Annotated in this window: 21 protein-coding genes and 1 tRNA gene; 6 read left to right on the top strand and 16 right to left on the bottom strand. The window is 56.0% G+C overall.

The annotated features are described in order from the left end of the window. The gene (locus GJA01_RS05605; RefSeq protein ID WP_062503366.1) at positions 1-213 is read left to right on the top strand and encodes a heavy-metal-associated domain-containing protein; all 213 of its coding nucleotides are present in this window, start codon (positions 1-3) and stop codon (positions 211-213) included. 18 nt (positions 214-231) lie between these two features. Here the strand turns inward: GJA01_RS05605 and GJA01_RS05600 are convergent, their stop codons facing one another. The 3 genes from GJA01_RS05600 to glnA form a co-directional block, all read right to left on the bottom strand. Beyond that, positions 232-1,224, bottom strand: a complete 993-nt coding sequence (locus GJA01_RS05600; RefSeq protein ID WP_062503365.1) for an MBL fold metallo-hydrolase — start codon at positions 1,222-1,224, stop codon at positions 232-234. A gap of 30 nt (positions 1,225-1,254) precedes the next feature. Next, positions 1,255-1,884 (bottom strand): trimeric intracellular cation channel family protein, encoded by a 630-nt coding sequence (locus tag GJA01_RS05595; protein ID WP_062503363.1) that lies wholly within the window; start codon positions 1,882-1,884, stop codon positions 1,255-1,257. Positions 1,885-1,968: 84 nt separating this feature from the next. Continuing rightward, complete coding sequence (glnA, locus tag GJA01_RS05590; RefSeq protein WP_023944416.1) at positions 1,969-3,351, bottom strand: type I glutamate--ammonia ligase; 1,383 nt, start codon at positions 3,349-3,351, stop codon at positions 1,969-1,971. Positions 3,352-3,856: 505 nt separating this feature from the next. Between glnA and GJA01_RS05585 the strand changes: the two genes are divergently transcribed. The 4 genes from GJA01_RS05585 to GJA01_RS05570 all read left to right on the top strand — a co-directional run bounded on the left by GJA01_RS05585 (position 3,857) and on the right by GJA01_RS05570 (position 7,905). After that, a complete protein-coding gene (locus tag GJA01_RS05585; RefSeq protein ID WP_062503361.1) occupies positions 3,857-5,020 on the top strand; it encodes an aminotransferase in 1,164 nt (387 codons plus the stop codon). A 77-nt stretch (positions 5,021-5,097) separates the two neighbouring features. Beyond that, entirely contained in the window at positions 5,098-6,561 is a 1,464-nt protein-coding gene (gene tldD, locus GJA01_RS05580; RefSeq protein WP_062503359.1) for a metalloprotease TldD, read from the top strand. Between the two features lie 242 nt (positions 6,562-6,803). Further along, a complete protein-coding gene (locus tag GJA01_RS05575) occupies positions 6,804-7,658 on the top strand; it encodes a hypothetical protein (RefSeq protein ID WP_062503357.1) in 855 nt (284 codons plus the stop codon). Between the two features lie 34 nt (positions 7,659-7,692). After that, positions 7,693-7,905, top strand: a complete 213-nt coding sequence (locus GJA01_RS05570; protein ID WP_062503355.1) for a hypothetical protein — start codon at positions 7,693-7,695, stop codon at positions 7,903-7,905. A gap of 3 nt (positions 7,906-7,908) precedes the next feature. Here GJA01_RS05570 and GJA01_RS05565 read toward each other — a convergent pair whose 3' ends face one another. Further along, on the bottom strand, positions 7,909-8,214 hold the full coding sequence (locus GJA01_RS05565; RefSeq protein ID WP_062503353.1) for a YggT family protein: 306 nt from the start codon (positions 8,212-8,214) through the stop codon (positions 7,909-7,911). A 143-nt stretch (positions 8,215-8,357) separates the two neighbouring features. Between GJA01_RS05565 and GJA01_RS05560 the strand changes: the two genes are divergently transcribed. After that, positions 8,358-8,433: transfer RNA gene (locus tag GJA01_RS05560), tRNA-Ala, on the top strand. A gap of 121 nt (positions 8,434-8,554) precedes the next feature. Here GJA01_RS05560 and GJA01_RS05555 read toward each other — a convergent pair. The 12 genes from GJA01_RS05555 to GJA01_RS05500 form a co-directional block, all read right to left on the bottom strand. Beyond that, positions 8,555-9,283, bottom strand: a complete 729-nt coding sequence (locus tag GJA01_RS05555) for a hypothetical protein (RefSeq protein ID WP_062503351.1) — start codon at positions 9,281-9,283, stop codon at positions 8,555-8,557. Next, positions 9,280-10,059 carry a terminase large subunit domain-containing protein gene (locus GJA01_RS05550; RefSeq protein WP_062503349.1) on the bottom strand — a complete coding sequence of 260 codons (780 nt, stop codon included), beginning with the start codon at positions 10,057-10,059 and terminating at the stop codon, positions 9,280-9,282. Before GJA01_RS05550 ends, GJA01_RS05555 begins: the two co-directional genes overlap by 4 nt. Continuing rightward, positions 10,052-10,549 carry a hypothetical protein gene (locus GJA01_RS05545; protein ID WP_062503347.1) on the bottom strand — a complete coding sequence of 166 codons (498 nt, stop codon included), beginning with the start codon at positions 10,547-10,549 and terminating at the stop codon, positions 10,052-10,054. Before GJA01_RS05545 ends, GJA01_RS05550 begins: the two co-directional genes overlap by 8 nt. Positions 10,550-10,642: 93 nt before the next feature. After that, positions 10,643-10,906 carry a hypothetical protein gene (locus GJA01_RS05540; RefSeq protein ID WP_048842943.1) on the bottom strand — a complete coding sequence of 88 codons (264 nt, stop codon included), beginning with the start codon at positions 10,904-10,906 and terminating at the stop codon, positions 10,643-10,645. 242 nt (positions 10,907-11,148) lie between these two features. Continuing rightward, a complete protein-coding gene (locus GJA01_RS05535) occupies positions 11,149-11,445 on the bottom strand; it encodes a hypothetical protein (protein ID WP_062503343.1) in 297 nt (98 codons plus the stop codon). After that, the gene (locus tag GJA01_RS05530) at positions 11,442-11,630 is read right to left on the bottom strand and encodes a helix-turn-helix domain-containing protein (protein ID WP_062018498.1); all 189 of its coding nucleotides are present in this window, start codon (positions 11,628-11,630) and stop codon (positions 11,442-11,444) included. The genes GJA01_RS05535 and GJA01_RS05530 overlap by 4 nt, the downstream gene beginning before the upstream one ends. A gap of 131 nt (positions 11,631-11,761) precedes the next feature. Continuing rightward, on the bottom strand, positions 11,762-12,328 hold the full coding sequence (locus tag GJA01_RS05525) for a recombinase family protein (RefSeq protein WP_062503341.1): 567 nt from the start codon (positions 12,326-12,328) through the stop codon (positions 11,762-11,764). A gap of 927 nt (positions 12,329-13,255) precedes the next feature. Further along, a complete protein-coding gene (locus GJA01_RS05520) occupies positions 13,256-14,497 on the bottom strand; it encodes an AAA family ATPase (RefSeq protein ID WP_062503339.1) in 1,242 nt (413 codons plus the stop codon). Next, positions 14,494-15,300, bottom strand: a complete 807-nt coding sequence (locus GJA01_RS05515; RefSeq protein WP_062503338.1) for a bifunctional DNA primase/polymerase — start codon at positions 15,298-15,300, stop codon at positions 14,494-14,496. The genes GJA01_RS05520 and GJA01_RS05515 overlap by 4 nt, the downstream gene beginning before the upstream one ends. Next, positions 15,297-15,551 (bottom strand): hypothetical protein, encoded by a 255-nt coding sequence (locus GJA01_RS05510; protein WP_062503336.1) that lies wholly within the window; start codon positions 15,549-15,551, stop codon positions 15,297-15,299. Before GJA01_RS05510 ends, GJA01_RS05515 begins: the two co-directional genes overlap by 4 nt. After that, on the bottom strand, positions 15,551-15,979 hold the full coding sequence (locus GJA01_RS05505; protein ID WP_062503334.1) for a hypothetical protein: 429 nt from the start codon (positions 15,977-15,979) through the stop codon (positions 15,551-15,553). Before GJA01_RS05505 ends, GJA01_RS05510 begins: the two co-directional genes overlap by 1 nt. Beyond that, positions 15,976-16,194 (bottom strand): DNA-binding protein, encoded by a 219-nt coding sequence (locus tag GJA01_RS05500; protein WP_099282297.1) that lies wholly within the window; start codon positions 16,192-16,194, stop codon positions 15,976-15,978. The genes GJA01_RS05505 and GJA01_RS05500 overlap by 4 nt, the downstream gene beginning before the upstream one ends. Position 16,195 lies beyond the last annotated feature (1 nt).

Genomic DNA, 16,195 nt, shown 5'->3' with positions numbered 1-16,195 from the left:
ATGACTGCATCTGTGACGTTCAAGGTTGAGGGCATGTCCTGCACGGGGTGTTCAGGCAAGTTGCAGAAGGCGCTTGAGGCTGTGCCGGGTGTGTCGGCAGCGGAAGTCACGCTGGAGCCGGCTCAGGCTGTCATTCAGTTTGATGAAGCAAAGGTTTCGCCTTCTGCACTGAAAGACACTGTTGAAGATGTTGGTTTTGACGTTGTTGGCTGATTGAAGCCGCATGGCCCATCAGAGCCTGAGATGCAGGCTCTGATGGGCCATAATGAAATGGACGCCTGTTACATTCGTAGCGTTCAATTCTTCGAAAATACGGGCTGCGGGATCCTCCTGACGTTTGAGCGTTGGCTTGACGTGCGTGATGATGACGGGAAGGCCTTGGAGCCTGGTTCCTGCGACCGTTTGCAGATCCTGTAGTTCTTTCTGGACCCAGTGTGGTGTCAGATGGCCATAGAGGTGGCTGGTAGGTTGACTGTTGTCGTAGGAGCATTCCATCAGGATGGCATGCAGGTGTTTCTGATGAACCAGTGGTGCGATGGCTTGCCAGAGGTGATGCAGATTGTCCGAGTGCTGGGGGGTATCTGGGCCTGTATCGCCAAGATAGAGCAGGGCGTCTGATCCGCTGATTAGCAGGAACGCGGTTGATTCCACGCCGCCATGGTTGAGGGGATAAGCCTGAACCTGAAGTGGGGTTTGTGGCAGGGGGACAGCTCTTCCGGGTTCAAGGTCCTGATAATGATACAGGCCGAGGCGGGGTGTGGGGCCGCGGTCGCTCATGTTGGGCCAGACCTGCCAGTTGAAGACGTGTTCCGCCAGAACGGCGTTGACGGACGGAAGTGCCAGAATGGGTTTGGGGACGTCATCTGGCGAGACGGCGACGAGGCCGGCGATATGATCCAGATGGGCATGGCTGATGAGGTAGGCGGTGACCCTGTCATGAAGGATTTCGCCTTCCGGGGACAAGGTCTTTGATGTCAGGGTGTGTGTGTCGAAGGCGCCTGTTCTGGTTGCTTCCTTCAGGCCGTGAAGGATGGTTCCGGCGTCGCAGAGGACACCTTTGTCTGATGTGATTGGACGGATGAAATAGGCGCTCAGGTTTCCGTCTTCCAAACCGCCTTTTGCACCAAGAACCACGATGTCAAAATTCGCTGCCCTGCTACATGCCGGAGCGAGAAAGAACGGAAGCGCTATCAGAAGCTTGTGCAGGCAGGTTACGAAGCGCATGGATGATGGTCTTTCCCGTCTGGGGTGGCGTTATTTCCGGTAGTGAGGAAGTCCGAGCCCTTTGATGAGAGCAAGGGCACGCAGGGCAAAACCGGCCGTAATGGCGATTGCTGCTGCGAGTGTTGTGCTGAGGCCAAGTGTGGTGAGAAGCACATAGCTGCATGAGGAGAGGGCTACGGCCGTCACGTAGAGTTCAGGGCGGATGATGATGGATGGGACGCCTGCCAGAACATCCCGAAAGATACCTCCCATGCAGGCGCTGACGATGCCCATAAGAGCTGCCGGAACGAGGGGAATGCCGTAAGCAATAGCTTTGGCGGAGCCGTACACGCCGTAAGCGGCAATTCCCATTCCATCGAACCAGTCCACGGCGCGTTCTGACCAGAGGCGCCCCGGGGTGAACCAGACAAGCAGGGCACAGACCATGCAGACTGTGATGCCTGTGGAATTGTGTATCCATGCGACTGGGGCTCCGATCAGCAGATCGCGGACGGTACCGCCTCCGACGCCTGTGATGGCGGCGAAGAACATGAATGTCAGGATCGTCAGGCGTTCACGCGCGGCCGCCAGTGCTCCTGAGACGGCGAACACAGCGGTGCCGGCGATATCCAGAACCGGCAGAATGGAAGTTGAGAAAGCCTCGAAGGCGGGGTGCATCATAAGGGATGCCGTAGCAGGGAAACTGCATACAAAAAAGCCCGGCGCGATGGCCGGGCTTTCTCGTTTGACAGATGTCTGTTCGGATCAGACCGAATAGTACATTTCGAACTCTGCCGGGTGCGGCGTGTGCTCGAACTTGTAGACTTCTGCCCACTTGATGTCGATGTAGCTCTCGATCTGGTCCTTGGTGAAGACGCCGCCTTCGAGAAGGAACGCGTGATCTTCCTTGAGGGCTTCAAGGGCTTCACGGAGCGAACCGCAGACCGTCGGGATCTGAGCCAGCTCTTCCTTTGGAAGTTCGTACAGATCCTTGTCCATGGCGTCGCCCGGATGGATCTTGTTGCGGATGCCGTCCAGGCCAGCCATCAGCATGGCAGCGAAGGCGAGGTATGGGTTTGCCATCGGGTCCGGGAAGCGGACTTCAACGCGCTTTGCTTTCGGGTTCGTCGCATGCGGGATACGACAGGAAGCGGAGCGGTTGGCTGCGGAATAGGCGAGCAGCACAGGCGCTTCGAAGCCCGGGATCAGACGCTTGTAGGAGTTGGTGGACGGGTTCGTAAAGGCGTTCAGAGCCTTCGCGTGCTTGATGATGCCGCCGATGTAGTACAGGGCTTCATCAGACAGGTCCGCATACTTGTCCCCAGCGAATGTTGGCTTGCCGTCACGCCAGATGGACTGGTGAACATGCATGCCAGAGCCGTTGTCGCCTGCGATAGGCTTCGGCATGAACGTGGCCGTCTTGCCGTAGGAGTGGGCGACGTTGTGCACGCAGTACTTGTAGATCTGCATGAAGTCAGCGGACTTCACGAGCGTTGCGAACTTCGTGCCAAGCTCATGCTGGGACTGTGCAACTTCGTGATGGTGCTTCTCGATCGGCAGGCCCATTTCGCCCATCGTGGAGAGCATTTCGGCGCGCAGGTCATGTTCGCTGTCCACTGGAGGGACAGGAAAGTAGCCACCCTTGACGACAGGGCGGTGGCCCATGTTGCCTTCCGGGTAGGCCTTCAGGGATGCGCCCGGGCCTTCGATGCTGTCGAGCTGGTACGTGCCGAAGTTCGGGCCCGTGCCGAACTGCACGTTGTCGAAGATGAAGAACTCAGCTTCCGGACCGAAGAATGCCGTGTCACCGAAGCCGGCTTCTTTCAGATAGGCTTCTGCGAGCTTTGCAGTCGAGCGCGGGTCACGGTTGTAGAAACCACCGGTTTTCGGGTCGACGATGTCACAGAACAGGATGAGCTGCGGCTTCGCGGAGAACGGGTCCATGACGGCCGTTTCCGGATCCGGCAGCAGGACCATGTCGGACTCGTTGATGGCCTTCCAGCCTTGGATGGAGGAACCGTCGAACATGAAGCCTTCAACGAAGGTATCATCTTCAATGGTGGAGACTGTCTGGGTCGTGTGGTGCCACTTGCCCTTGGGATCGGTGAAGCGCAGATCGACGAATTCAGCCGCGTGCTCCTGGATCATTTCGAAAACGCGCGCTACGGCTGCGGGGTTCGGTGCCGGCGGCTTGCCAGCTGCGGCTGTGGTCTTGGGTGTTGCTGCCTTGGCGGAAGCGCGGCGCGGAGCAGCGGCTTTCGGTTTGGCGGTGGAAGAAGTAGGGGCTTTTCTGGCCATCGATCTGTCGCCTTGCATCGTGTGAACGGCTTCAAAACGATTACGGGACAATTTCCCATCTGTCGAGTACGACACAGCGCTTCATTTTATCATCTTTTGAAGAAAGGAAATGTCCGGAAACGGGGTTTGAACTGATCGGGTATGGCTTTCGGTCGTATAAGGTATGGGAGCAATGTTCCCTGTTCTGTGTTGTCCGATCGGGAAAACTTTATGATTTCCAAGGCAAGTGGGCTTCTATCTGTGTCATCATGGGGCAAGTGTTTAGAGCCGCCCTTCAAGGACGGAATGGCTTTTCACACGACGCTCCTCCTGCAATGGTGAAAATTCCTTTCTGCTCCTGTCAAAGTCCCGGTTCATGAAAACGCCCAATCGCTATCTTTCGTCACTTCCCACAACTGTGTTCACGGTTATGTCCCAGCTTGCGTTCAAGCATGATGCGATCAATCTGGGGCAAGGGTTTCCGGATACGGAGGGGCCTGCGGATATTATCGCGGTTGCCGCCGAGGCTTTGAAGGATAACCGGAACCAGTATGCCCCGTTGACCGGGTTGCCTGAGTTACGGGAAGCAGTTGCGGCGTCTAACCAGCGTTTCTATGGGCTGGAGATTGATCCCGCGACGGAAGTGGTTGTGACGTCTGGTGCGACGGAGGCTCTGGCAGCCTGTTTGATGGCGGTTGTGGAAGCGGGCGATGAAGTGGTTCTGATTGAGCCGCTGTATGACACCTATCTTCCCATGCTGAAGTTGATCGGGGCTGTTCCGAAATGTGTGCGTTTGCAGCCACCGCACTGGGATCTTCCGGAAAAGGAGCTCAGAGCCGCTTTTGGTCCGAAGACCAAAGCGATGATTCTGAACTCTCCCATGAATCCGGCTGGGAAGGTCTTTTCGCGGGCAGAGCTGGATCTGATTGCCGAACTGGTTCGAGACCATGATGCGTATGTGGTTTGCGATGAGGTGTATGAGCACCTGACGTTCCACGTGAAACATATTCCGTTGATGACGCTGCCGGACATGCGCGAACGATGCATGAGAATTGGCAGTGCAGGGAAGAGTTTCTCCCTGACGGGGTGGAAGGTCGGGTATGTGACTGCTTCCGCTGCGTTAGCGTCTGTGATTGCGAAGGCGCATCAGGTGATGGTTTTTGCTACGGCTCCTAATCTTCAGCGGGCGGTGGCTCATGGTCTGAACAAGGACGATGAGTACTATCAAGGTCTGTCAGCTGATCTGGAACTGCGCCGGGATCTGTTGCGGAATGGTTTGAATCGTCTGGGATTTGAGACGTTGCCTGCCGATGGAAGTTATTTCATCGTGGCGGACATTACGGGCCATGCGCAGGGGCGAACGGATGTAGAGTTTGCAAAATGGCTGGTTGAGCAGGCCGGTGTTGCGACCATCCCTGTTTCTGCGTTCTACGATCCTGGCGGTCCGGCTGCTCCGCAAAACCTGATCCGCTTTGCGTTCTGCAAGAAGCCTGAAATCCTTGAAGAAGCGCTTTGCAGACTGGAAAAGGCTCTGTCCTGAGCCTGCCCTCTTCTCTTCAGCGTCTCGCACACTATCTCTGAACCTCGTTTCGCCCTCTCAGCCAGGAGATCAAGACCATGTCCATTGCCGCAGAAGCGCTGGGGGCTCTTGCCACAACGGATGCCCTGTTTTTCGACCGTCCGGGATCCCGACTGACGCGGGATGGCGCGGAGGCTCTGGTGGCGCAGGGCTTGGAAGGCGTGGATGACGGAGAGCTGTTTCTTGAATATCGCGAGAACGAAGGCATCTCTTTGGATGATGGTACGATCCGGTCTGCCAGCTTCACGACGTCTTCCGGGTTTGGTTTGCGCGCGGTTCTCGGGACCGAAACGGCTTTTGCTCATTCGGACGAAATGAGTGAGGAGGCTCTTGCGCGTGCGGTGAGCACGGTTGGGGCTGTGCGACAAGGGCGTAGTGGCATTATGGCGCCCGGGCCACGGTCTACAAACCAGCGGCTTTATGCTGATGCCAGACCTCTGGAAGGCACGGATTTTGCGGCGCGGGCGGCGGTTCTCGGCGAGATTGATACATATGCGCGGGCACTGGATTCGCGTGTTGTGCAGGTGAGCGCCAGTCTGAGTTCCGAGTGGCAGGCTGTGCAGATCATGCGTCGGGCCGATGCTGGTGGCCGGGTTGCTGATCTGCGGCCGCTGGTGCGTCTGAACGTGTCGGTTGTTGTGGAAAAAGATGGTCGCCGCGAGAGTGGTGGGCATGGGCAGGGCGGTCGATACGAGCTGTCGCGGCTTTTGGATGCCGGAACATGGAAAGCGGCTGTGGATGAGGCGCTGAGGCAGGCGCTTCTGAACCTAGATGCAGCTCCTGCACCAGCTGGTGAAATGGACGTGGTTCTTGGTCCGGGCTGGCCGGGTATTCTGCTTCATGAGGCTGTGGGTCATGGGTTGGAAGGGGATTTCAACCGCAAAGGGACATCGTCGTTTACGGGGATGGTCGGAAAGCGTGTGGCTTCGCCGGGCGTGACGGTTATTGATGATGGCACGTTGCCGGAACGTCGTGGGTCGCTGAGCATTGATGATGAGGGAACGCCGACGGGTCGCACGGTTCTGATCGAGGACGGTATTCTGACTGGGTATTTGCAGGACCGTTTGAATGCACGCCTGATGGGTGTGTCTCCGACCGGGAATGGTCGGCGGGAGTCTTATGCCCATGCGCCGATGCCCCGGATGACGAATACCGTCATGCTGGAAGGGAGCGCGACTACGGAAGAGATGATCCGCTCAACGAAGCGGGGTCTGTATGCGGTCAATTTTGGCGGTGGTCAGGTTGATATTACGTCTGGGAAGTTCGTTTTCGCGGCGTCAGAGGCGTATCTGATTGAGGATGGAAAGGTGACGCGGCCTGTGAAGGGCGCCACTCTGATTGGTAACGGCGCAGATGTCATGAACCAGATTTCCATGATTGGGTCTGATATGGCGCTTGATCCCGGGATCGGGACCTGTGGAAAGGCCGGACAGGGTGTGCCGGTTGGCGTGGGGCAACCGACGCTGAAACTCTCGGGTTTGACGGTTGGTGGGACAGCCTGAGGTTTCTGAATTTCCGGATTTCAAAAATATGAAGGCACGAAGGGTTGGTTGAGAGTTGAGGTGTGTCGAAAGTTGCGTATGGTGGAGGTGGTTTGTTCCATCGGCCAACATAATGGTGCTTCGACATCAATATTCGTACTTTCTCCTTCCTTTTTGCTGTTTTCTGTTGTTTGGAGAGTCTGTCAGTTTCAAGGGCTTTTTCGGCTTCTCAGACTGTTCCTGAGCAATGGTATACGGGATCTTTGTTTTCACCCTCTCCAGCAGAAACAAAAGCTGGTGCTCTTGCTGTTGAACCGTATTTGCAGGGGGCCGTCCCTTCGGGGCGGTTCGATGCGCAGGGAGAAATCCGGCCTGTCACGGCTCAGAGGTCAGTGTCTCAATACACATTGATCAAATATGGTCTGACGGATCGGCTTTCGATCTATTCGTTACCGACATTTTCCTATGGATGGGGAAAAGGTCAGAGCAGTACGGGCGTAAAGTTCAATGATCTGCCAATTGAGCTTCATTATAATATTCTGACAGCGCGTCCGGCACGGTATCGGCCCTCCGTGACGGCTTATCTGGGGTTTATTGCTCCTACGAGGAATTATTCCGGTTTGTCGCAGTCTCAAAATGGTGTGGGGCAGGGTGTCTGGTTTTTGCGCTTCGGGTTCCAAAGCCAGTCTGTCTATCGGCTTATGGGGCACGCTGCACGGTTACGGATTTGGGCTGTGGGGCGGCGGCCTCTCACAACGGCTCATTTACACGATATAACCAGCTACGGAACATCGACTGGCTTTTCGGGAACTGCCCACCCTGGGACGTTTGGTAACGAAGGGGCGTCTTTCGAATATGGCCTGACAAAACGCTGGGTGATGTCTCTGGATCTTTATGGCACTTGGGTCGGCTCGACTGAACTGACTGGGAAATACCGTAAAACCTCACAGCTGGTGCATACTCGGTCGTCCTGGTCAGGCTCTTACAACCTTGGTCCAGCAATGGAGTATAACTGGAGCCCGGCCATGGGTTTTATTGGCGGGGTTATCGTCCCATTTACAGGGCATAATGCGTCTAGAGCCATCATGCCGGAAGTTGCGGTGAATATGGTCTTCTAGACTTGGAATGTCTGATTGAAGAAGGGCTACTGTTATGGGGCATAATTATGCCAAGCCGCTCACCAGCCAAGTGCGTCTGGAGCGCGTTCTCAGTCGGTTGCCTGAGGACTGGGCGTTGCGGATCGAACGGGACGCAGGGAAGGGATGGCGTGTCTGGATGCAACCTCCTGCCCATGATGGGCAGTGGAGTGAACCGCACGATGTTCTTGCCGATGCAATGGAAGAAGTGTGGCGCGCGGTGAGGTAGGGTTCAGAAGGCGGAGTGATAGATCAGCATTGCGAAGACACGGTTCACGAGCGGATAGACAAGGAACTGGATCAGCAGCAACAGGATCATCGGGGCGAAATCCATGCCACCCGTACTGGGTAGGATGTTCCTGATAGGAGAGAGCAGAGGTTCGACAACGCGGGCCAGTGTGTTGAACAGCGAATAGAAAAACCGGTTACGGATATCCAGAACGCCAAAGCCCAGAAGCATGGACAGGATACAGTAAGCCAGAAGGGCCCAGACGAAGGCCTGAATGATCATCAGGATAATGGCGTGCAGGGCAAGCATGCTGAAAACCTCGTCGGCAGTCGCGAAAGACCCGACAGCAGTCGGGCAGAAGCGGGTTTTGTATCTGTCTCTCCGGGAGAGGACAACTCTCTCTCCGAATGCTTGACAGAAACACTCTCTGTCAGAACTATCACAAACACCATGGGGCTGTAGCTCAGTTGGGAGAGCGCCTCGTTCGCAATGAGAAGGTCAGGGGTTCGATTCCCCTCAGCTCCACCATGGAGGCGTTATTTTCCTTGATAAATAGTCATTTATTGAAAAATTACTTCTTCTGACCCACGATAAAACCCATGTTTAATGATGGGTTTTTAGGGGATGTCGTGGGCTGTGGAGGGACGAATTATCGTCCAATCGTAAAAGACGTTGGTCTCCAAGTCGCAGGCTGAGGCCGGTTATCTGCGCCCCAGATAGCCATTGCGGTCGCCAGGACCAGATCGTCATGGATTCCTTCACGCCAGGCTTCCATGGTTTCGTTGCCATGCGATGTCTTCTTGACTCGGAAGCCTTGTAACTCAGCTCGTAGAGCGTCAGACGCTTCGGCCTCCGATGTCAGTTCCAATCGGTCTTCAGCAAAAGCAATGTCCAGGCTGGAAGCGAGCAGCGCTTTTGGCACGTTCACGTCCTGAGACGACACGCGATTGATTCTGCTTCCTCCGGTAATAGATATGCCGGTTAGAGCAATGCCCATCTCCCGCATGGCGTCTACTACAGGGCCGCCTACTCCTGTGCGGTCGACAAAGAGCGACGGAGCCATGGGGGCGGCAGGAAGTTGCGCAAGGATCGACTGAACCGAGCGATAGATATCAGGATAAGGCGTACCACGAGGGTATCGTCGGACATTCACAACCCGGTAACGATTGACCGGTCGTCGAGAGGCAATTTCTGCCATAGGCTGAAAGCGCGTTTTCTGCCACCGGAGTCGCTCACACTTCCAGGCCTCGGCAATGCTGATGGCTGTGAAATCCTGTGACTTCCCCAGATCCAGTCCGACCGTATAGCCGGACAGGCTGCCCGGAGTGATTTCGTACCGGTCTTCGATCAACTGATCTCGAAGCAAATTGTTCGTCATGCAGGGATCTCGAAATTGAGGGAGAGAAGAGGAACCTGTCGGGAAAAGGCGCGCTCAATGGCTTCATCAGAGAAGAACTGGTCGTTGGCCTCCACGAATTTGCAGAAGAACTCCTGCTGGAATTTCCAGGGGCCGTATTCAGCGCGCATGTCTTCAAGGTATTCCGGGCTGATGCGCGAGACCTGGCTGGCGGTGATGCTTTCCCGCTGCCACTTCGTGTTCATGCCTGACCAAGCTGCATGAAAGTGACCACGTTTACCATTTGGGGTGCTCATGAGGATCAGGCGCCCATTGCTGGTGGCAAGCATTGGGAGAAAGGCTTCGTAAAGCTCATCGGTGACGAATGCGGCTTCGTCTTCAACAATGAGGTTGGGGGCGGAATAGCCGCGGATGCTGTCCCCGTCTCCAGGAAGAGAGACGACACGGGAGCCGTTCTTTAGGCGGATTTCAGTTGCGGCCTCTTTCGTCAGGAGAGGTGGCCTTTCCATGGTATTTATGTAGCCGTGGATCTTGGCCAATAGCTCCGAGGACTGGCGTTGCGCTTTACTGAAAAGAAGAATGAGGGATCGCGGTTGATAAATGGCCGTATGCAGGCTGAGAACTGCCGTGATGGTGGTCTTACCAGCCTGACGGGTGCAGTTGAGTAGAATGCGATTGCTGTTTGAGCGGAGGACGCGTTCCTGCCAAGGGTCAGGCGTGAAACCAAGGCGCTCGACTGCGAATGCTACCGGGTCGAGCGCGTGGACCAGTTCGCGATTAATGTCAGCTTCAATCATGCTCTGTCTGCGCCAATGCCTTCACTACAGCAGCGCGTGCCTCGGGAAAGGGTGTCAGAGCCGTCAGGATATTCGTCTGCACATTGACCCAGGCAGGCGCATTGAAGACGTTGATCACCGTGCCTGTGCGTGTGCCTTCGCCGGTGATGCGGGCAAGACTGTCGAGAACGCCCCGGATTTCTTTTACGGCAGCTAGTGCCGTTCGGGTGTTTCCGCCGTCTTCAGCCTGTTTCAACAGCTTCATGGCCCGTTCGCGCAGATCATCCATCTGAGCAAGTAAGCCAATGGCCTCTTCTGCGTCGCCCTGCCGGAGTCCGTCGACCTTTTGCAAACGCGGAATCAAGTGGGTCTTGTGGTGACGCTCTAAAGCCTTGGCATGAGTGCCAGGAAACGCCTCTGCCACGCTCAGATAGGTCCGGTGAGGATCAATCAAAGCGCGGTCAATGTCGCGGACCAGGGGGTGCGCGCAGATAGTGCATTGGCGGCCCATTTCAGCCTTCCTTCCAATCGTCCACAGAGGGGCAAAAGACGATTGCGTGGACAGTGATACCGTCCACGATTGAAGAGTCTGTTTTGGTAGCCATTATTCGACCACCCACACGTCATTTCTCTCTTTCCAGAGAGCCGCCACAAAAGCTTTCAGAGCAATCAGGGATTGCTTGTCCTGATCAGTCAAAAGGCGTGCAGGGCGAGCGCTGATACGGCCCTTGCTACCTACTTCCAATCTGATGCCGCGCTGGTGCAGGCTGTCCAGAAGGATACGAGCGCGTTCCGCAGGTTGAGCAGGAGGCGCCTCAGGGGGCATCGTGGCTTTAACGGATGCGTTGGCGAGTTCCTGTGCTGGCATATCTCGCCAACGAGTAAACTCGTCTGCAGCATTATCTAACTCAACAAGGGTACGAGTATATTCAGCCTGTTTCTTTGCCGGTGCTCGGTTAGCCCAATCAGCATTGATTGTGCGGGAGACCAGGATGGATAGTGCTTGTACTTTTCGGTCCAGAAGATCCCATGGGCAATTGCTTCGTCCGCGTGCATTTTCGTAAATTGCACGAACAGCATGAAATCGATCTTGTATTTCTTGCTCTGGGGTCATTGTGATGCACCTCGAGTGCCATATTTGATCTCCGCCTGTTTCAGCCATTCTTTATCCTGTGCCTGGCGAAAATCGTAGTGCGTGTTGCTGTCCAGTTTTTGCTTTGCAGCCCGGTAATCCGCATCGGACATGGTGCAGGCGTTAGGGATCTCACGTGGAACGAAGGCGGCAGGATACCGCCCTTGGAGCACGGCAACGGCCTTTTCAGGAGCAAGGGCTGGATCAGCGATCTTGAGCAAATCCATATCGATCAGACCGGCAGCCTGGGCCGCCGTTTCGAGGGTATGGGTCATGCCGCACCTACCATCACGGCGCCCTGATTTTTGAGCCAGACGTTAAGATGCTCAATGCGGATCAGGCGACGGCGCCCAACACGGAAAGTCTCAGGTCCTCGCCCGCTGGCAAGAAGTCTTTCCAAGGTAGATTTAGAGATGCTGATGCGGCGCGCCGCTTCCTGCATTGAAATGCAGTCTGTCATATCGGGGTGTGTCCCATTCATGATTTGCATGAGGGGGAGTCTATCGAGACAGTGTTTCGCCTTCATTCTGTTTGAGGGACAAGAAGGGACAAAATGAAGGTTTCTAAAGCCCTATGATGGGCTGTGATGACTTATGAATTATTTGACTCCAATGCCCGATAGACGCCAGACCGTGCAATTCCTAGTTCCTTGGCGATTGCAGCCGCCGAGAGGCCGTCAGCCTTCATCCTGCGGATGGTCTCAGCCTGGGACATGACCGTTCGAGGGCGGCCCTTGTATTTGCCTTCCTGGCGCGCCTTGGCGATGCCTTCCCGTTGACGTTCTAGCATCAGGTCACGCTCAAACTCTGCCACCGCTGCAAGCATAGTCAGCATCAGCTTTGAAGTGGGGCTTGTCGTATCGAGCGTTGTCCCATTCATTGACAGGACAATCAGGCCGCACCCCTTGGTCTTCAATGCTTCAACGTAGGCCAGCAGGTCAGCCGTTGAGCGCGCCATGCGGTCGGGCTTCGTCACCACCAGCACGTCACCAGCACGGATAAACTCAAGCGCAGCCAGCAGTTCAGGGCGCTTTGCATCCTTGCCACTGATCTTCTCAGCAAAGACTTTCTCGCATCCGGCTGCCTTCAAATCCCGGATCTGGGCTTCCAGTCCGGCATCCTGATCAACCGTCGAAACGCGGGCATATCCAATCTTCATAGCGGGCCTCATGTCCTAAAAATCCCTTAGACCCTAGATTGATGCCGTCTCAAAAGTCAAACATAATTTCATAGGACAAGGACTTTCCGTCATTTTGTCCCATCGTTCTCATGTCCCAAATGAGCTTGCCTTTTAGGACAACGGGAGACGTCCTGAGGGATCAGGAGGCAAGATCGTTATGTTTTTACTTGATTGGGAAAATGTAATCGGGTGTCCGGATCGGGACGGCTTAAAAGTGAGCAAAACTGACTGTGTACGAATTTCGTCCGCACAATATGCTCCCACGCACGCTCGCATGGCGCTAAATTGCTCGGGCATGATGGGCGCGTGAAAGACGTAGATTGGGCGCCGCGCGTACGAAGTGTGGCTGACCATGCAGGTGCAGGGCAGGGCGCCCAGGTTTTCGAAATTTCGTCTTCGGCCGCGAAAAATGAGGCAGACGATTTTTGAGAGCGGAAGGGTCTCTTTTCTTCCTCATCCTGAAGATCAATTCAGCCCTTCAAACAAGGCGTCCTGCAGAATTCTCTCTCTTGCATAGCCACCTCCGTTTCAACGTGCTGCTCGGGCAAAGGTTGGTCCCCCCGTTACTCCCCTTTTCGGTAAAACAAAAAGTCTACCTGGGTAAAACATTATGGGATGTTGGATATCCGTAACGGGTAAAACATTAAGTGGGCGGTGTAAGACATTTTGGAAATGTCCGGATGGGTCTGTGTAGGACATTACGGCCGATCTGTATGACATTGTGGGAAATCCCAAATGGGTATTTCGCTGCCGTGAGAGGGCGGTGTCTCCCCCCTAAGATACAACTGCTACCGCATGGATCCTGCACGGAACCCGCAAGGGTGAGTGACCCGCATGCATGGGTCATCTCCCCTATAGGGTTCCGACATCCATGCATGCATGGATCTTGCATGGAAGATGCATGGATCATGTGTCTTCGCCTGAAAGCCAATGTACGTTACCAGGCGAGCCGTCAGGAGCACGTAGGCCTTGTGCTTTGACCCGGTTATCTCCGCGTTTGAATGTTGCTGCTACGAACCCGGCACACATCAGTTCGTCCAGAACCTTCCGTTGCCCTTCAGCAGTGCTGACACCGCTCTCACTCAGAAGGCGTTTCACAGACCGGGCATCCTTTGAAAGCTTCGGGCTCCACGGACCGGTCGGGCTGCCTTTCGCAATCCCTGCCTTGATAGCGTCCATCTGCTCCATGGAGATCATGTCATGCGGCGGGGACCAGGGCACCATGACCGGCACCATGTCACCGTTGTCCAATTCGCGTGACTCCCGCTCGAACCATTCAGCAGTCCCGATTGGAGCGGCATTGATCTTGGCGCCATCAACGCGGGAGAAGAACCGCCGATGGTCAGCCTTGATCCCAAAGTTATTGGCTTCCTCTTCGGTCATGACGGTGACTGTCAGCACGATACGGGCAGCACCGATGACGGACGATGCGCCGCGTGCCACGTCAGGGTCGCCAGCCGTTGCTGAAGAGCCTTTACGAGTGTGATGGAGCAGGACAACCGCCATCTCGTAGCGGATTGCCAGACTGCGGAAATAAGCCATGACAGAGCGGACGGCCGTATTGTCGTTTTCCTCGGCCTCATGAAGCTCAACTAGCGGATCCAGAATGAGGACGTCCGGGCGCATGCTGGCAATCTGCTGAAGCATCTGATGCATGGCTTCTGTGGGAATGAGGGCATGTGTATTCGGGTCGATGGTCAGCAGGGTTCCGATACCATCCGTGCCGATCCGGATGACGTTCTGTCGGAGATCCGCAGATGTGCGGCCCATGTATCGCAGGACACCTGAGAAACGACGGCGCTGCTCGTCGCGGTCATCCTCGACATTGTAGGTCATGACCTTGCGGGGCGGTGTCTGCATACGCCCATAGCGCAAGCCCAGTCCGAGCGCTGCTGCCCATCCAACCATCAGGCTCGATTTACCTGCTGCAGGCGCCCCGACTACTACGGTAACAGCGCCGCGCAGAAGATAGCCAGGAGCAACCCACGGACGTTTGGGGATGCTGCTTTCCTGCCAGTTGTCAGTATCGAATGTCAGGAGCGCCTTGCTCCCTGCCGGACCAAGTGCCTCACGTTCCTTTGCCTGATGCTGTGCAGTGACGGCTTTGTCTGTCGCGCCGGAAACAATCTGGTCCAGAGTGGTGCTCACATGACACCTCTCGATTTCAGCGCGGACGCAATGGTCTTTTGGATTTCCTGAGGCGTGAGGCCCGCTTCCAGTCCGGCTGCTGCCATGGCTTCCGCAATCTGGCTGACAGTCAGGTATCCTTCAGGCACGAAGCGGGCGAGGGAATAGGTTTCTGCATTCAGGCGGTCATTCCGGCCACCTTGCCCGGTTGCTGCAACAGCCCGGACGGCAGCACGCAAGGCACCGGCCGCATATCGGTCCGCATCCTTCAGGCCGTTCTCGATCTTTGATAGATCGGCTTTCGGGGGTGGTGCCGGTGTCAGGGCCTCGATCAGCCAGGCTGGCCAGAGCTGGGGACGGACCCGTTCAATGATTTCCAAGCCTGTAGCAGGCCACCAGATGATGTATCCGCCATCTGCCCTGACATCGACGCCGCGTGCGAGTTTGCTGGCACTGTTCCGCAGACCCTCGCGATGCTGGAAAAGGAGATGCACGCCCCCCGAGCGCGTGCGCTGCATCCGGTGACCGGCAAGCTGAGTGCAGTGCTCGCCATACCATTCGTCAGCCGCTGCGTGCTGCAAGTCGAGATCCAGAACGTCAAAACCGGAAAAGACACCAGTCGGAACGCCGATGAGCGGTCCTGGGCACTGACGCCATAGTGCGAGAGCATCTTTCTCGCCTCGTACAGCGTCTTTGAACCCGTTGCGGCATGCGGGTGCCTTGTCTTCACGGCAAGGGAAGACTGGAAGGCTCCGGGCGAGCATAGCAGCTTTGCGGGCTGCCTCCTCATGAAGAGGGGTTTCCACTTTGAGGGAGGCGCTCATGACTTGCTCCCTTCCGATACGAGGCGGCGAAGGAAAGCTGCGATCTCGCGGGCGGCGTGGGCCTTGCAACAGTGGATGTGCTCATGGTCTGACAAGGACAGGGACCAAGAACCATCGCCACCAGGTACTTGCAGATCCGGATATTGCATCCGGAGCATCATTTTTTCCGTCGAGATCGAAAAATTCTCGTTCTCGAACTGGTCGCAGATCTCAGCTGCGTGGAGCAGGCCGGGAATGAAAGAGGCGTCCATTACAGGTCATCCTCCCGATCCAGATGCTGACGTCCCATCATTATGATGTTCTTCAGCTTTTCTTCTGGGCTCATGCCTTCCTGCATTTTGCAGGCTGCTTCGGCAGCGGTGATGCACCAGTCGTCCTCAAAGCCCTCGTCAACGAGGCCATATTGCTGAAAAGCACCCATGGCCCCCTGGGCAACAAAATGCGGGGCAATCAGCACATCTCCAGCGTCTGTGGCGACTGTTCGAACGCTGTCCTGCCATTGACCGGATTTGGTCATGTTCAAAAAAACCGTTCGCAGGTCGTCCGGCAACGCGGCGGCTGCTGTCAGATCGGCACAGGCATGCCAAGGCAGGGCAACTACGTCATTCGGGGCACGGAAAAAGCGCACGGCGCAGCCGCGGACTTGGCCGATATGGAAGGGGTTATGAAGGCGTTTCATGCTGATGCCCTCTCCTCTTTCCAGGCATCAAGCCTTTCTGTCAGGGCACAAACTGTTCGGCCAATCTGAAAGACCGGCAGGCCATAGGTCCGGCGTAGGTATTTGACCCTGCGCGGGGAAATATCCAGATAGCGCGCAATGCGCTTATCGCCTTGGAGAAGGCAGTTCTTCCCCGTTGCCATCCGCAAGCTTTCGCCGCGGGGCTCAATCTTCATA

It is taken from the genome of Gluconobacter japonicus (assembly GCF_002723975.1).
Taxonomy (GTDB): domain Bacteria; phylum Pseudomonadota; class Alphaproteobacteria; order Acetobacterales; family Acetobacteraceae; genus Gluconobacter; species Gluconobacter japonicus.
The sequence above is the reverse complement of the archived record's forward strand: the minus strand, read 5'-3'. Positions and strand labels throughout refer to the sequence as shown.

What these genes read in the sequence shown, in the direction of transcription:
- GJA01_RS05505 (WP_062503334.1), bottom strand. Translation starts at nt 15,979, where the DNA reads ATGAAACGCCTTCATAACCCCTTCCATATCGGCCAAGTCCGCGGCTGC.
- GJA01_RS05600 (WP_062503365.1), bottom strand. Translation starts at nt 1,224, where the DNA reads ATGCGCTTCGTAACCTGCCTGCACAAGCTTCTGATAGCGCTTCCGTTC.
- glnA (WP_023944416.1), bottom strand. Translation starts at nt 3,351, where the DNA reads ATGATCCAGGAGCACGCGGCTGAATTCGTCGATCTGCGCTTCACCGAT.
- GJA01_RS05550 (WP_062503349.1), bottom strand. Translation starts at nt 10,059, where the DNA reads ATGATTGAAGCTGACATTAATCGCGAACTGGTCCACGCGCTCGACCCG.
- GJA01_RS05555 (WP_062503351.1), bottom strand. Translation starts at nt 9,283, where the DNA reads ATGACGAACAATTTGCTTCGAGATCAGTTGATCGAAGACCGGTACGAA.
- GJA01_RS05545 (WP_062503347.1), bottom strand. Translation starts at nt 10,549, where the DNA reads ATGGGCCGCCAATGCACTATCTGCGCGCACCCCCTGGTCCGCGACATT.
- GJA01_RS05510 (WP_062503336.1), bottom strand. Translation starts at nt 15,551, where the DNA reads ATGGACGCCTCTTTCATTCCCGGCCTGCTCCACGCAGCTGAGATCTGC.
- GJA01_RS05530 (WP_062018498.1), bottom strand. Translation starts at nt 11,630, where the DNA reads ATGACAGACTGCATTTCAATGCAGGAAGCGGCGCGCCGCATCAGCATC.
- GJA01_RS05605 (WP_062503366.1), top strand. Translation starts at nt 1, where the DNA reads ATGACTGCATCTGTGACGTTCAAGGTTGAGGGCATGTCCTGCACGGGG.
- GJA01_RS05570 (WP_062503355.1), top strand. Translation starts at nt 7,693, where the DNA reads ATGGGGCATAATTATGCCAAGCCGCTCACCAGCCAAGTGCGTCTGGAG.
- GJA01_RS05500 (WP_099282297.1), bottom strand. Translation starts at nt 16,194, where the DNA reads ATGAAGATTGAGCCCCGCGGCGAAAGCTTGCGGATGGCAACGGGGAAG.
- tldD (WP_062503359.1), top strand. Translation starts at nt 5,098, where the DNA reads ATGTCCATTGCCGCAGAAGCGCTGGGGGCTCTTGCCACAACGGATGCC.
- GJA01_RS05515 (WP_062503338.1), bottom strand. Translation starts at nt 15,300, where the DNA reads ATGAGCGCCTCCCTCAAAGTGGAAACCCCTCTTCATGAGGAGGCAGCC.
- GJA01_RS05535 (WP_062503343.1), bottom strand. Translation starts at nt 11,445, where the DNA reads ATGACCCATACCCTCGAAACGGCGGCCCAGGCTGCCGGTCTGATCGAT.
- GJA01_RS05540 (WP_048842943.1), bottom strand. Translation starts at nt 10,906, where the DNA reads ATGCCAGCACAGGAACTCGCCAACGCATCCGTTAAAGCCACGATGCCC.
- GJA01_RS05525 (WP_062503341.1), bottom strand. Translation starts at nt 12,328, where the DNA reads ATGAAGATTGGATATGCCCGCGTTTCGACGGTTGATCAGGATGCCGGA.
- GJA01_RS05565 (WP_062503353.1), bottom strand. Translation starts at nt 8,214, where the DNA reads ATGCTTGCCCTGCACGCCATTATCCTGATGATCATTCAGGCCTTCGTC.
- GJA01_RS05585 (WP_062503361.1), top strand. Translation starts at nt 3,857, where the DNA reads ATGAAAACGCCCAATCGCTATCTTTCGTCACTTCCCACAACTGTGTTC.
- GJA01_RS05595 (WP_062503363.1), bottom strand. Translation starts at nt 1,884, where the DNA reads ATGATGCACCCCGCCTTCGAGGCTTTCTCAACTTCCATTCTGCCGGTT.